The 13,825-nt window shown below is 62.9% G+C and carries 11 protein-coding genes; 8 read left to right on the top strand and 3 right to left on the bottom strand.

Going from position 1 to position 13,825, the window contains the following annotated elements; all coding sequences use genetic code 11:
- Positions 1–60: 60 nt before the first annotated feature.
- The 4 genes from ACIROW_RS19530 to ACIROW_RS19515 all read left to right on the top strand — a co-directional run bounded on the left by ACIROW_RS19530 (position 61) and on the right by ACIROW_RS19515 (position 3,486).
- Complete coding sequence (locus tag ACIROW_RS19530) at positions 61–1,716, top strand: methyl-accepting chemotaxis protein (protein WP_402278109.1); 1,656 nt, start codon at positions 61–63, stop codon at positions 1,714–1,716.
- The gene (locus ACIROW_RS19525) at positions 1,692–2,243 is read left to right on the top strand and encodes a winged helix DNA-binding protein (RefSeq protein ID WP_402278108.1); all 552 of its coding nucleotides are present in this window, start codon (positions 1,692–1,694) and stop codon (positions 2,241–2,243) included. The genes ACIROW_RS19530 and ACIROW_RS19525 overlap by 25 nt, the downstream gene beginning before the upstream one ends.
- A 130-nt stretch (positions 2,244–2,373) precedes the next feature.
- The gene (locus ACIROW_RS19520) at positions 2,374–2,823 is read left to right on the top strand and encodes a GNAT family N-acetyltransferase (RefSeq protein WP_402278107.1); all 450 of its coding nucleotides are present in this window, start codon (positions 2,374–2,376) and stop codon (positions 2,821–2,823) included.
- A 33-nt stretch (positions 2,824–2,856) separates the two neighbouring features.
- Positions 2,857–3,486: an FMN-dependent NADH-azoreductase gene (locus ACIROW_RS19515; protein ID WP_402278106.1), complete on the top strand. Its 630-nt coding sequence runs from the start codon at positions 2,857–2,859 to the stop codon at positions 3,484–3,486.
- A 125-nt stretch (positions 3,487–3,611) separates the two neighbouring features.
- Here ACIROW_RS19515 and ACIROW_RS19510 read toward each other — a convergent pair whose 3' ends face one another.
- From ACIROW_RS19510 to ACIROW_RS19500, 3 genes are all read right to left on the bottom strand, one after another.
- A complete protein-coding gene (locus ACIROW_RS19510; RefSeq protein ID WP_402278105.1) occupies positions 3,612–4,886 on the bottom strand; it encodes a YihY/virulence factor BrkB family protein in 1,275 nt (424 codons plus the stop codon).
- 13 nt (positions 4,887–4,899) lie between these two features.
- Entirely contained in the window at positions 4,900–7,026 is a 2,127-nt protein-coding gene (locus tag ACIROW_RS19505; RefSeq protein WP_402278104.1) for an AsmA family protein, read from the bottom strand.
- Positions 7,027–7,135: 109 nt separating this feature from the next.
- Positions 7,136–7,996, bottom strand: coding sequence for an SDR family oxidoreductase (locus ACIROW_RS19500; RefSeq protein ID WP_402278103.1), 861 nt, complete (start codon positions 7,994–7,996; stop codon positions 7,136–7,138).
- 374 nt (positions 7,997–8,370) lie between these two features.
- On the opposite strand from ACIROW_RS19500, the gene ACIROW_RS19495 reads away from it, so the two are divergent.
- From ACIROW_RS19495 to ACIROW_RS19480, 4 genes are all read left to right on the top strand, one after another.
- Positions 8,371–8,874 carry a hypothetical protein gene (locus ACIROW_RS19495; RefSeq protein ID WP_402278102.1) on the top strand — a complete coding sequence of 168 codons (504 nt, stop codon included), beginning with the start codon at positions 8,371–8,373 and terminating at the stop codon, positions 8,872–8,874.
- Between the two features lie 59 nt (positions 8,875–8,933).
- Positions 8,934–10,046, top strand: coding sequence for a catalase family protein (locus ACIROW_RS19490; RefSeq protein WP_402278101.1), 1,113 nt, complete (start codon positions 8,934–8,936; stop codon positions 10,044–10,046).
- 167 nt (positions 10,047–10,213) lie between these two features.
- On the top strand, positions 10,214–12,565 hold the full coding sequence (locus tag ACIROW_RS19485; RefSeq protein WP_402278100.1) for an FdhF/YdeP family oxidoreductase: 2,352 nt from the start codon (positions 10,214–10,216) through the stop codon (positions 12,563–12,565).
- Positions 12,562–13,791, top strand: a complete 1,230-nt coding sequence (locus ACIROW_RS19480) for a putative zinc-binding metallopeptidase (RefSeq protein WP_402278099.1) — start codon at positions 12,562–12,564, stop codon at positions 13,789–13,791. Before ACIROW_RS19485 ends, ACIROW_RS19480 begins: the two co-directional genes overlap by 4 nt.
- The last annotated feature ends 34 nt before the right edge of the window (positions 13,792–13,825 follow it).

Genomic DNA, 13,825 nt, shown 5'->3' with positions numbered 1-13,825 from the left:
CGTCGGCCAGGCGGACCTGCACCAACGCGTATTTTTGTCGTGAACATTGAGGGGTGGAAAATGAAGAAACTGTCTCACCTGAAAATAGGACAACGCCTCGGCCTCGGGTTCGGCGTAGTCATCCTGCTGATGCTCGGCCTGACCGTGATCGGCGTCTACCGCCTCAACCAGATCAACGGCAACATCCGCAGCATCGCCAACGATTTCTATCCGCGCACGGTCATGGCCAACACGGTCAAGGGGGCGCTCGACGAGACCGCGCGCAGCATGCGCAACCTGCTGTTCATGAGCACCGTCGACGAGATCAAGGGCGAGCTCGATGCCATCACCCGCGCCGGCGCCGTCATCGACGAGACGCTCAAGCGCTTTGCGCGCGAGACGCCATCCGCCGAAGGCAAGCGCATGCTCGACGCCGTCAACGCGGCGCGTGCGCAGTACACGCCGGTGCTCAACAATTTCCTGGCGGCGGTCAAGGATGGCCAGGTGGAACAGGCGCGCGACCTGATCCTGCCGGAGATCGCACCCTACCAGGTGGCGTACTTCAAGGCGCTCGACAACCTGATTGCCTTCCAGGGACACGGCATGGAGCAGGCCGGTCAGGAAGCGGAGCGCGTCTCCAGCGCGGCCAGCGTGCTGATGATTGCGATGGCGACGATCGCCTCGCTGCTGGCGGTGCTGGTCGGCTATTCGGTCATGCGCAGCATCACGCGTCCGTTGAACGCCGCCATCAACATCGCCGAGCGCGTCGCCGGCGGCGACTTGTCGGTGCGTGTCGAGAACAGCGCCCACGACGAAACCGGAAAACTGCTGACTGCGCTGCAAGGCATGCGCGACGGCCTGGTCAACGCCGTCACCCAGGTGCGCGACGGCTCTGACGCCATCTCGGTGGCTGCCCGTGAAATCGCCGACGGCAACGCCAACCTGTCGGCGCGCACCGAACTGCAAGCCAGCACGCTGGAAGAGACCGCCAGCTCGATGCTGGAACTGACCGACGCCGTCAACCACAACGCCGAGAACGCTCGCCAGGCCAACCAGCTGGTGATGAATGCCTCGCAAGTGGCGACGCAGGGCGGCGACGTGGTCACGCAAGTGGTCAACACCATGCGTGAAATCAAGGACAGCTCGCGCCAGATCGTCGAGATCATCGGCGTCATCGACGGCATCGCATTCCAGACCAATATCCTCGCATTGAACGCCGCAGTGGAAGCGGCTCGGGCCGGCGAACAGGGACGCGGCTTCGCCGTAGTGGCGGCGGAAGTGCGCGGACTGGCGCAGCGCAGCGCCTCGGCCGCCAAGGAAATCGCCGGACTGATTCAGAACTCGGTCAAGAAAGTCGACGCCGGCAGCACGCTGGTGGACCAGGCCGGCACCACCATGCAGGACATCGTGCGCAGCGTCAAACACGTGGCCGACATCATGACCGAGATCTCCGCCGCCAGCGACGAGCAGAGCGCCGGCATCCGCCAGGTCAACGACGCCATCGAACAGATCGACGACATGACCCAGCAGAACTCGGCGCTGGTCGAACAGGCCGCCGCCGCCGCGCAAAGCATGCATGACCAGTCGATGGCGCTGGGCCGCGCGGTGTCGATCTTCAAGATCGAGGCGCCCGGTGCAATCCAGACCATCGGCATCGGTGCGCTGGAGGTGGGCCCGGCGCCCACAAGAATCTCATATCAGGAGCCAGCGCTATGCCGCCCGCAAAGAAGAATGTAAAAGCCACCTTCGCGCAAAATGTCGCCAAGGTTCCCATCGTATCGTCGTTGCACCTGGCATCAGGGAGAAGCAAGGAATTGAGCGAGTTCGAGTTCGGCATGATCATCGCCAGCAATGCCTTCAACCGCTGGATGGTGCGTTGTATCTCCGCCGCCGGCATGAAGGACATGACCGCCACCGACGTGCTGGTGCTGCATCACATCAACCATCGCGCGCGCGAGAAGAAACTGGCCGACATTTCTTTCATCCTCAACATCGAGGATACGCACGTGGTCAATTACTCGCTCAAGAAGCTGCATTCGCTGGGCCTGGTCAACACCGAGAAGCGCGGCAAGGAAGTGCTGTACTCGACCAACGAGGCCGGGCAGGACATCTGCAAGCGCTACTATGACATCCGCGAGCAGTTGCTGGTGTCCGGCCTGACCGGGGATGAGGCCGAGAGCTTTGAGCTGGAGGAACTGGCGCGTTTTCTGCGCATCCTGTCGGGGCTGTATGAACAGGCGGCACGCTCGGCGACATCGATGTAAGCAGGGCCGCAGGGTGGACCTCGGACCGATCATCCCGATGTCCCAGTGAAATCTGTGCTTCTTGGCTCTGTCGGTTGTGCCAAACCTTCCTTACCATGCAGGCTTGTCAACTCTGCCTGGAAGGATGTCCATGTCCAACAGTCCCGCCGTCCTGCGCCATGCCGATACGCCGGAAGCCCTGCGCGCCTGCTATCCGGTCATGAAGCAGTTGCGTCCGCACCTGCAAAGCGAAGCGGAATTCCTTGAGCGCGTGGCGCGCCAGGCCGCTGAAGGCTACCGCCTGCTGGCCGAATGGCAAGACGACCAGCCGATCGCGCTGGCCGGCTATCGCCTGCAAGAAAACCTGGTCTACGGAAAATTCCTCTACGTCGACGACCTCATCACCACTGAAGAGGCGCGCGGCAGCCAATGCGGCGCGCGTTTGCTGGATGCACTCAGCGAAGTTGCTGCGCAGTCCGGTTGTGTGCGGCTCACGCTCGACACCGGACTGGCCAATGCGCTGGCGCAACGCTTCTATTTCCGTCAGGGTCTGCTGACCAGCTCCATGCGCTTCGGCAAATCCATCACCCCCGCACAATAAAGTCCCACCAAAGTCCACCCAAGGAACAGCTTCATGAAATTGCTTCACGTCGACGCCAGCGCCAAGCGCGAATGGTCCAACTCGCGCGCGCTCTCGCGTCACTTCATCGACCTCCTCAAGCAGCAGGTCCCGGCGCTTGAAGTCGATTACCTCGACGTCGCGGCCGATACTCCGGCACACGTCAGCGAGGCGTTCACCGTCGCCACCTACACGCCGGCAGCGCAACGCACGCCGGCCATGAAACAAACGCTGGCGGCCTCCGACGCGCTATGTGAGCGCGTGCTGAATGCCGACGCCTTCGTGTTCGCCATGCCGATGTACAACTTCTCGATGCCGTCCGCGTTCAAGGCCTTCATCGACAACATCGTGCGCACCGACCTGACCTACAAGGTCGGCCCGGACGGATCCTACCAGGGGCAGCTGGCGCCGGAAAAGGTATTGTTCCTGACCACGCGCGGCGCCGACCTGCGCCCCGGTTCTCCGCTGGCGGGGATGGATGCGCTCACGCCGGCCTTGCGCGCGGCGTTTGCCTTCATGGGCGTGCCGTCGCCGACCTTCGTCGATGCCCAGCCGCTGACCTTCAGCGCCGTGCAGGAACGCGAAGCGGCGCTGGTGCGCGCCAAGGCGGAATTGGCGGCGCTGGCGCAACGCTGGGCTGCATAAAAATAATTAAGAGCGGCTAACAAAAATGTCGATGGCGAGGCGCGCCGACCAAGACAGTATGAAAAGTACCTCAGTTAAGTTGAACCGGGAGAAGCAACGCCGCCAGCGGTGTTTTATTAGCCGTTCTAAATGCGCGGCTGGCGCGAGCCGAAGTTGTTGGCATAGATCCAGGTGAACTCGGCGCCGAGCAGGAAAATCTGCGCCGAGTAATAGATCCACGCCAGCAGCAGCGCAAACGATCCGGCCGCGCCGAAGCCGGAACTCATGCCGGTCCGGCCCAGGTACAAGCCGATCAGGTATTTGCCGATCATGAACATCACCGTGGTCGCCATCGCACCGATGCGCACGTCATGCCATGACAGGCTCACGCGCGGCATGAAGCGGTAGATCGCCGAGAACAGCACGGTGAACACCGCAAACGAAATCACGAAGTTGGCTACGTGCATGACGATGGTCCAGCCTTCGAACCAGCCGCCCCACCATTTCCCCAGAGCCGCCAGCCCGGCGCTGACCACCAGCGACACCATCAGCATGAAGCCCAGCCCGAGGATCAGGCCGAACGACAGCAGGCGCGTGCGCACCAGCGTCCAGATGCTGCTCTGGCGCGCCACGGTGGGCATTTTCCAGATGCGGTCGAGTGCGCTCTGCAGCTCGGCGAACACTGCGGTGGCGCCGACCGCCAGCGTGATCACGCTGAGCACCGTGGCGATCACGCCATCCGAGCGCGTGCTGACCGACTTCAGCAAAACCTGCACCGCGATGGCGCCGTCGGTGCCGACGATACTGCGGATCTGCTCGACGATTTCTCCCTGCGCGGCGTCCTGGCCAAAAATCATGCCGGCGATGGCGATCGCGATGATCAGGATCGGCGCGATGGAAAACATGGTGTAGTAGGCGATCGCTGCACCCATGCTCGGCGCAAAATTGTCGAGCCAGGCGTTGACGGCGGCGTGGACGAACTGCCATGCCTGGCGCCACCACGGTCCCGGCTGGATCTTGATGACGCCGCCCTCGGACGGATGCAGTTGCGACGATTCGGCGGTCAGCGCTGCAGCAGCCTCCACCAGCGCCGCAGATTCACGCGTCTTTTCCAGCGAGGCGTGCGCTGCGCGCTTGCCTTGTTCCGCTTGCCATGAAGCGATCATCGGCAGCACGGTGGTGAGCAAGGGGGCCAGTTGTTCGAGGAAGCCGGGCTTGCGCGGATGGACGATTTTCTTGCGCGCCGCCACGGGACGCGGCGCCGGCAGGGCGGCGGCGGAGGCTACCGTCCGTTGCTTTCTTTTTCCGCGCAGGCCTGCAAACAGCAGGCCGAGTCCGGTCGCCAGCACGGCGCCGACGACGATCTTGCCGGCCGGCGTGACGGTGGTGTGCTTGGGTTGTTGCGTCTCGATGTCGGGCATGCGGTTTCTCCTGTTACGGCTTTTTCATGTCCCCTTGCGTGACCGGCTTGGCCGGTGCAGCGGTCGGCTCAGAATGCGGTTGGGCGCGTGTCTGCGCGGTCTTCGCCATCGCCAGCGCGCAGTCGTCGGCGTTGTCCTGCTTGTCGCCCATGCTCACCAGCGGCAGCACCGCAGCAGCCGGCGCCAGCAAGGCCAGCGCACCGGCAGCGGCGGCTTTGAGCGCCAGCGGACCTTTGTACGGACCGATGTCGGGATGCGCGAAACTGCCCTTGGCATACAAGGGCGTGCGCAAGGAAAAGATCCTGACGCCCTTGCTCTTGGGACGCACGTCCAGGTCCAGTTGTTCCCGGCTCAGGTCGACGCCGCCGGTCACGTCGACGCGCGTGTCGTCGGTGTCGAGCATGAAGCGGCGCACCTCGGCGCGGCCATGGTTGACGACCATGTCGCCCACCATGCAGTTGAGGTGCACCGGCTTGTCGCCGAACACTTTGGCGAAGACGGCGTTGGCGATATTCAGGCCAGCCGCTTCCAGGATGAATTTGCTGACGGCGCCTTCGCTCACGACCGCGCCGATTTCGCCGTTCGAAGTGCCCAGCATGGCGGCGATGGAATTGCCGTGGCCGGTCAGCGCGGCGTCGCCGTTGATCTCGCCGAAACTGGCCTGCATCGATTTCAGTTTCGGGAAAAGCTCGCGCACCTTGACCTGGCGCGCGGCCAGCTTGATCTGCGCGGCAATCGGCTGATGTCTGCCATCCAGAGAAATGTTGGTGGTCACCTTGCCGCCGGCCAAGCCGAAGTTGAGCGGCGCCAAAGTCAGCACGCGATCCTGCATGCGGATGGTGGTGTCCACATCTTGCAGCGCGGCGAAGCTGCTGATGATTTTCTTGCCCTTGAAGGCGATGTCGGCGTCCAGCGCACTCCACTGTTCAGCGCGGAACTGCTTGTCCGGCAACAGCTTGTCGCGTCCCGGCTTTTTGGAAGCGGCGTCGGCGCCCACGGAGGGGCCGAGATCGGCCAGTCGCAGTTGTTGCGAGGTGATCGTGCCGCGCAGCAGCGGCCGCGGCAGCTTGGGCTGGCGCGGCAGGTATTGCGCCGTGCCGGACAGATCGCTGTCGCCGACGCGGCCGCTGAATTTCTCATAGGTCCAGAGCCAGATGCCGTCGTTCTTTGTGCCGATCAGGCGGCCGCGTGTTTCATAAGCGGGCGTCTGCGGCAGCAGCACGCCGGTGACCGGATAAAGATCGCTCATGCTGTCGCCGCCCAGCGTCAGCTGCAGGTCGAGTCCGGCCGGTGCACGCGGGTCGTTGATGATGCCGTCAATGCTGGCTTTGTTCTTGCCGAGCAGGGCCTGCGCCTGGATCGGGAACACCGAATGTTCCGCCGTGAACGCCAGCAGGCTGCCTGCCTTGCCGCTGCCGTTGACCGATGCCTTGCGATAGGTGCCGGTGGCGGTGAACTGCAGGCCGAAGCGTTGGCCGGTGGCCGGGCCGCTGGCGTTGGCGTCATCGAGCGAGGTGACCTTGGCCTTGATATCGAGATCGAGCAGGCGATTGACATAGACCAGGTCGCCGTTGCTGAAGCTGGAGTGCAAGACCTCCAGCCGCCACGGCGACGGCCGGTCGGGGTCGCGCAGCCGCCACGAGCGACGACCCTGCGCATCACGCTCCAGCGCCAGCATCGGCGTGTCCATGATCAGGTCGCTTAGCACCACGCGATGTTTCAGCAGCGGCAGCGGATGCAGCGCCACGCTGACGCGGCGGGCGGTGGCGAGATTGGGACCGGTGCTGGCCCACGATGGATTGCCGAAGCGAACGTTGTCGCCGGTGATGCGCAAGCGCGGCACGTAACGATGCCATCCTGGTTCGGTCGGCAGGCCCAGTGTGTAGCCGACCTCGAGATTGCCGCTGATGACGAATTCGCGTCCGGTCAGTTCGACCACCTTGCGGCTGACCCAGGGGCGCGCAACGTTCCAGTCCACCGTGGCGACGGCAATGAGCAGTGCGGCGCCGAGCAGTAGTACTGCGGCAAGCGTCCACAACACGATGCGCAAGGCAAGCCGCAAAAGCGGACGGCCGGATCCCGAAGGTGGCAAGGGCGAGGGGGCGGGTGAGCCTGCGGTAGCAGTCGGTGCTTCTGTCATTGCTTGGTCTTCTTATGTTTGTTGTCAGGCCGGTTTGTGGTGCAGTGGCGCGGTAGCAGCGATTCCCGATCCATTATGCCCGTCGCCGCGGAAAACTATTCGTTGATGATTAGCCGTTGATAATTTCGCCGCCGTTCGGATGCAGCACCTGGCCGGTCATGTAGGACGCGCCCTCAGTCGCCAGGAACAGGTAGGACGGCGCGATCTCGTCGGGCTGGCCGGGACGCTTCATCGGCACGTTGGCGCCGAACTTTGCCACTTCTTCGGCAGAAAAACTGGCCGGGATCAGCGGCGTCCAGACCGGGCCGGGGGCGACCGCGTTGACGTGGATTTCATGTTTGACCAATTGTTGCGCCAATGACCGGGTGAACGCCACGATGGCCCCCTTGGTGGCGGAATAATCGACCAGGTGGGCGCTGCCGCGATAGGCGGTGATGGAGGCGGTATTGATGATGCGCGCACCTGAAACCAGATAGGGAAGCGCCGCCTTGACCATGTAGAACATGGAAAAAATGTTCACGCGGAAAGTCTTCTCGAGCTGCTCTTCCGTAATCTTTTCAATGTCGTTGGAAGGAAACTGCTGGGCCGCGTTATTGACGAGGATGTCGAGCCGGCCGCATTGGTCGACGACGGCCTTGACCGCTTCCCGGCAAAATTTCTCGGAGCCGACGTCGCCCGGATACAGCAGGCATTCGCCACCGGCTTCGCGCACCAGGCGTTGGGTTTCGACGGCATCCTCGTGCTCGTCCAGGTAGATCACGGCAATGGTGGCGCCCTCGCCGGCGAACGCCAGCGCCACCGCGCGGCCGATGCCGCTGTCGCCGCCGGTGATCAGGGCGACCTTCTGGCTCAGGCGCGTGCCGGGAGCTTGCAGGCGAGGCATGCTATGCGGCCTGGGATTCATCAGGTACTCGTCGCCGGGCTGGTGTTGCTGGTGTTGCGGCGGCATGGTGGTGACGGTGTCGGACATGGCTGGTCTCCCAAAAACGGGGCGCTCGGCGGCTGCTGCGGAAAACAAGGCAGGCATGGCCGTCGCGCAGATGAATATGGAGCGTGTGGAGCGGATTGCGGGACGGTGAACCAGCAGTGTTGTGCGACGGCGCGATAGCGGCTAGAGGAAAAGCCCGCCTTTGCTTGTAGGAGAAGGCCTGATAGCTGCCATCACAAATCCTGTGGCGCTTGACCGATGCCCGAATCCAGCGTTCGCCGACAAGGATTTGCCGCTTGTCCGACTGACCGGCAGCCCCGGGGCGCGTAGGCTCGATGTCAGCGGCGGAATTTCTCGGCCCATGCGCTTCCCTGCATGGGCGGTACCGTCTTCATTTATCCAATCAAGGAGATACCATGAAAAAGACATCCATCCGTATTCTGACCCTGTTGGTCGCTGCCTCGCTCAGCGGCGGCGCTTTTGCACAGGCTGCTTCGGGGGCTGCGGGCGGTTCCGGTGGCGCTGGCGTGGGCGGTTCGACTTCGGGTTCCGGCATGTCCGGATCCTCGTCGGGTTCCGCAGGCGTTTCCGGTAATGGCGGCGTATCAGGCGGCGCGTCCGGCGGTTCCGGTTCTTCCACACGCAGCGGTTCGGGCGTCAACAGCAGCGGCAACGCCGGTGTCAAGGGCGGCGTGAATAGCGGCGTCAATTCCGGCACGCGCTCCGGCTCCGGTAATGGCAGCGCAAACGGCGGCGTCAATGCAGGCGTGGGCGTGAACGGCGGGGGTAGTAGCAATGGCAACGGCGGCAACGGCGGCGTCGGCGCTTCAGTCGGCGTGGGCGGCTCGGGCAATGCAGGCGGCTCCGGCGGCTCAGGCGGTCTGGGTGTAGGCGTAGGCGCAGGCGGCGGTACTCGCTAATACGGGCTAACGCATTAACGCAGCATCTAGCTCATCAGCCATCACCGGAGGACACGCCAATGAAGCCAGACGATCGCAGTCTCGCAGCGCCTATCTATTACGATCCGGCGTACGAACTCCTTGAACCCGACGAGAAGGAGGTTGAAGCCGGCCTCATCGCCGCGCTCAAGGAAATTTCGGAGACCACCTTCAAGCACTCCGGCCATGCCATGCGCAGCGTGCACGCCAAGAGCCACGGCCTGCTGCGCGGCGAGCTGGAGGTGCTCGAGGGTTTGCCTGCGACGCTGGCGCACGGCGTGTTCGCCCGTCCCGGTATTTATCCCTTGGTGATGCGGCTGTCGACTACGCCGGGCGACATGCTCGACGACAAGGTCTCGACGCCGCGCGGTATGGCGATCAAGATCGTCGGCGTGTCAGGCTCGCGCCTGCCCGATTCCGAAGCGGACGTGACCCAGGATTTCGTGTTGGTCAACGGGCCGGCGTTTGCCGTCTCTAGCGCCAAGAAATTCCTCGGCACGCTGAAGCTGCTGGCCAAGACCACCGACAAGGCGCCGAAGCTGAAACAGGCTTTGTCGCTATTGCTGCGCGGCGCCGAAGAAATGCTCGAATCGGCCGGCAAGCAAAGCAGTACCCTGATGGCCATGGGCGGTCATCCGCCCAACCATGTATTGGGCGAAACCTATTACAGCCAGGCGCCGCTGCTGTGCGGACCGTTCATGTCCAAGATCTCGGTGGCGCCGGTCTCGGCCAACCTGAAAGCGCTGACCGGTGCACAGGTCGACTTGCGCGGCAAGCCAGATGGCCTGCGTGAAGCCGTATGCGATTTCTTTGCGGTCAACGATGCGGAGTGGGAATTGCGCGTGCAGTTGTGTACCGACCTGGAACACATGCCGATCGAAGATGCCGCCGTGGTCTGGCCCGAAGACACCAGTCCCTACGTCACGGTCGCGCGCATCCGCGTGCCGCGTCAGACGGCCTGGAGCGAGGCGCGGTCGCAGGCGATTGACGACGGCATGTCGTTCAGCCCCTGGCACGGTGTCGCCGCGCATCGGCCGATCGGCTCCATCATGCGGATCCGCAAGGCGGCATACGCTTTCTCCGCCGGCTTCCGTGCGCGCCACAACGGCAAATCCACGGCCGAGCCGATCGATCTCGGCAAGTTGCCAGAGTAAGTCTGGGACGCCTCAATGCCGGCGGCTGTTGCTTTGTAGGACAGGCGCTGTACGCAAATCGGCTCCCGGCCTACATCCAAACCGGCCGGGCTGGCGGATGATATGGCTTTGGCCCGGCACCCGCTTGTTCCGTTCATGCCGCCGGCCTTGTCGGTACGGAGAAGCGCATGAAGACCAAAGACATTCCCGAAGAAGCCAGTTTCACCGAATACACCAACGCCGCCGGCGGATGGGGGTCGGTGCGCGCGCTGGGTTCCATCCTGATGCAGGAACACGTATTGACCGCCGGCACGCGCGTGCTGATGAAGCAGAACAAGTCCGACGGCTTCGCCTGCGTCAGTTGTTCCTGGGCCAAGCCGGCCGATCCGCATGTGTTTGAATTTTGCGAGAACGGCGCCAAGGCCACCGCCTGGGAAATCACCGACAAGCGCGCCACCCCGGAATTCTTCGCCCAGCACACCGTCACCGAATTCGAAAGCTGGTCCGACCTTGAACTCGAAGCCGTCGGTCGCGTCACGCATCCGATGCGCTATGACGACGCCAGCGACAAGTACCTGCCGATTTCCTGGGACAAGGCTTTCGATGAAATCGGCTCGCAGTTGCGCGCGGCCGATCCCGAGAAGGTGGTCTTCTACGCCTCCGGCCGCGCCTCGCTCGAGACGTCGTACATGTACCAGCTGATGGCGCGCATGTACGGCAACAACAATCTTCCCGACAGCTCCAATATGTGCCACGAGTCGACTTCGGTGGCCTTGCCGAAGACCATCGGCGTGGCGGTCGGCACGGTCACGCTGGATGATTTCGCGGCGACCGACTGCCTGCTGTTCTTCGGTCACAACACCGGCACCAATGCGCCGCGCATGCTGCATTCTCTGGAAGAAGTGCGCAAGCGCGGCGCGCCGGTGATCACCTTCAATCCGCTGCGCGAACGCGGCCTGGTCAGTTTCGTCAATCCGCAATCGCCACTGGAAATGCTGACCCCGGCGCGCACCGCCATCAGCTCGCAGTATGTGCAGATCAAGATCGGCGGCGATACGGCCGCCGTGATGGGCATGGCCAAGTGGCTGATCGAAGCCGACGACGTCGCCCGTGAAACGCGCCAGCCGCGCCTGCTCGACGTCGGCTTCATCGCCGACCATACGGCCGGCTTCGAAGAATTCGCCGCCGCCGCGCGCAGTGCCGACTGGACCGAGATCGAACGGCGCTCGGGGGTTTCGCGCGCCGAGCTGGAACAGGCCGCGCAGACCTACGCCAACGCCCGCTCGACCATGTTGATGTATGGCATGGGTGTGACTCAGCATCGCGAAGCGGTGCGCACCATCCACATGCTGACCAACCTGCTCCTGCTGCGCGGTAATATCGGCCGGCCGGGCGCCGGCATCTGCCCGATCCGCGGCCATTCCAACGTGCAGGGCCAGCGCACCGTCGGCATCACCGAAAAGCCGGAGATGGTGCCGAAAGAAAAACTGAAGCAGCAGTACTGCTTCGATGTGCCGGAGAAAAAAGGCCTGAATACCGTCGAAGCCTGTGAAGAAATCCTCAAGGAAAAAATCTCGGCCTTCTTCATGCTGGGCGGGAATTTCGTACGCGCCATTCCCGACCACGGCCGCATGGAGCCGGCCTGGCGCAAGATTCCGCTGACGGTGCAGGTGGTCACGCGGCTCAATCGCAGCTCGGTGATCCACGGCCGCCGTTCTTATCTGCTGCCGTGCCTGGGCCGGATTGAAATCGACCGGCAGGCCGGCGGGCCGCAAGCCGTATCCGTCGAAGACAGTACCGGCTGCATGCACGGGTCGCATGGTATGGTGAAGCCGGCCTCGGAACATTTGCTGTCCGAAGTCGCGATTGTCGCCGAGATCGCCAAGCGCATCCTGATCCCCAATCCGCGCGTCAACTGGAACGCCTGGAAAGCCGACTACTCGCGCATCCGCAACGCCATTGCCGAAACCTATCCCGAAATTTTCCATGATTTCAACGAACGCATGTGGACGCCCGGCGGCTTTGCGCGGCCGCTGGCGGCGCGCGAGCGCAAGTGGAAGACCGAAAACGGCAAGGCCAACTTCATCACGCCCGACAGCCTCGACGAGGATCCCGACATGCCTGCCGACGGCCCGGACGTGCTGCGGCTGATGACCACGCGCGGCGACAGCCAGTTCAACACCACCGTGTACGGACTCGACGATCGCTTTCGCGGTGTGCACGGCACGCGTCAGGTATTATTGATGAATGCCGCCGACATGTCCCGACTGGCGCTGGAGGAAGGCGATTTCGTGACGGCCTCGACCGTATCGCAGGATGACATCGCGCGCAGCGTCGCCAATCTGCGCGTGCATGCATTCGATATTCCGGCCGGTTGCGTGATGGGATATTTCCCTGAACTCAATCCGTTGATTCCCTTGGCGCACCATGCCAGGGAAAGCAAAGTGCCGGCCGCCAAATCCATCCCGGTGCAATTGATGCGTACGCAGACGCATCCAGCGCCGCCTGAAGACCTTGTTATTGGAGCTCCCGCACCTTGAAGACATTCCACTGCGACAATTGCAGCAAGCAGGTTTTTTTTGAGAACACCGTCTGCAATCATTGCGGCTGGATGCTGGGCTATCAGCCCGAACACCAGATCATGAGCAGCTTTACGCCGGTCGACCAAGCCGAGGAGCAGGTCGATGCAGCTGTTAATGCAGCTGTTGATGCTTTGGCCGGGGTGCAGGCCGACGTATCGACCGACGTAACTACCGACGTAACTACCGATTCGCAGGTGGCGGACGCAGCCAGCCCTTCCGAAACGCCGTTGCGCTGGCGCAGCGTCAATCCGCTCAATGCCGGCAAGCTGTTCCGGCAATGCCGCAACTATGCGCAGGAACAAGTGTGCAACTGGATGCTCGACGACCAGGACGAGCACGAGCTGTGCGCCTCTTGTCGCCTGACCACCGTCATTCCTTCACTCGACGTCGCCAACAATCGCCTGTTGTGGCACCGGCTGGAGGTCGCCAAGCGCCGCCTGCTGCATTCGCTCTGGACCATGCGCTTGCAACCGCCGCCCAAGATGGAGGATGCCGGCAACGGACTGTCCTTCGAATTCCTGCAGGACATGCCGCACGAAAAAATCATGACCGGCCATGCCGACGGCGTCATCACCATCAACATCGCCGAAGCCGATCCGGCCTACCGCGAGAAGATGCGCGAGCAGATGGCCGAGCCCTATCGCACGCTGCTGGGACATTTTCGCCATGAAAGCGGGCATTATTATTTCGATCGCCTGATCGCCGGCACGCCGCGGCTGGATGCGTTTCGGGCGCTGTTCGGCGACGAGAGCACCGATTACGGACAAAGCCTGCAGCGCCACTACGACAACGGTCCGCCGCAAGGCTGGGAGCAGAACTTCGTGAGTGTCTATGCCAGCAGCCATCCGTGGGAAGACTGGGCTGAAACCTGGGCGCATTACCTGCACATGTTCGACACGCTTGAAACCGCCTATTCCTGTGGCGTGCAATTGCGTCCTCAGCATCGGGGGGAGCAGCAGCTGGTGATTGATGCCTCGCCGGTGGAAGAGGACAGCTTCGACGAACTGTCGCGCGAGTGGTTTGCGCTGACCTATGTACTCAACAGCCTCAACCGCAGCATCGGCATGCCGGATTCGTATCCATTTACGCTGTCGACCCCGGTGCTGGAAAAGTTGCGTTTCGTTCACACCGTGGTGCGGGAAGCGGGTGCGGCTCAGGAGGCAGAGGCATCGGGAATTTCCTGATACCTTTAACAACATTGTCGCCGTAAGCTTCTCC

It is taken from the genome of Herbaspirillum sp. NPDC101397 (assembly GCF_044767325.1).
GTDB lineage: Bacteria > Pseudomonadota > Gammaproteobacteria > Burkholderiales > Burkholderiaceae_D > Herbaspirillum.
This window is presented reverse-complemented; position numbering and strand designations above follow the sequence as displayed.

What these genes read in the sequence shown, in the direction of transcription:
- ACIROW_RS19530 (WP_402278109.1), top strand. Translation starts at nt 61, where the DNA reads ATGAAGAAACTGTCTCACCTGAAAATAGGACAACGCCTCGGCCTCGGG.
- ACIROW_RS19525 (WP_402278108.1), top strand. Translation starts at nt 1,692, where the DNA reads ATGCCGCCCGCAAAGAAGAATGTAAAAGCCACCTTCGCGCAAAATGTC.
- ACIROW_RS19520 (WP_402278107.1), top strand. Translation starts at nt 2,374, where the DNA reads ATGTCCAACAGTCCCGCCGTCCTGCGCCATGCCGATACGCCGGAAGCC.
- ACIROW_RS19515 (WP_402278106.1), top strand. Translation starts at nt 2,857, where the DNA reads ATGAAATTGCTTCACGTCGACGCCAGCGCCAAGCGCGAATGGTCCAAC.
- ACIROW_RS19510 (WP_402278105.1), bottom strand. Translation starts at nt 4,886, where the DNA reads ATGCCCGACATCGAGACGCAACAACCCAAGCACACCACCGTCACGCCG.
- ACIROW_RS19505 (WP_402278104.1), bottom strand. Translation starts at nt 7,026, where the DNA reads ATGACAGAAGCACCGACTGCTACCGCAGGCTCACCCGCCCCCTCGCCC.
- ACIROW_RS19500 (WP_402278103.1), bottom strand. Translation starts at nt 7,996, where the DNA reads ATGTCCGACACCGTCACCACCATGCCGCCGCAACACCAGCAACACCAG.
- ACIROW_RS19495 (WP_402278102.1), top strand. Translation starts at nt 8,371, where the DNA reads ATGAAAAAGACATCCATCCGTATTCTGACCCTGTTGGTCGCTGCCTCG.
- ACIROW_RS19490 (WP_402278101.1), top strand. Translation starts at nt 8,934, where the DNA reads ATGAAGCCAGACGATCGCAGTCTCGCAGCGCCTATCTATTACGATCCG.
- ACIROW_RS19485 (WP_402278100.1), top strand. Translation starts at nt 10,214, where the DNA reads ATGAAGACCAAAGACATTCCCGAAGAAGCCAGTTTCACCGAATACACC.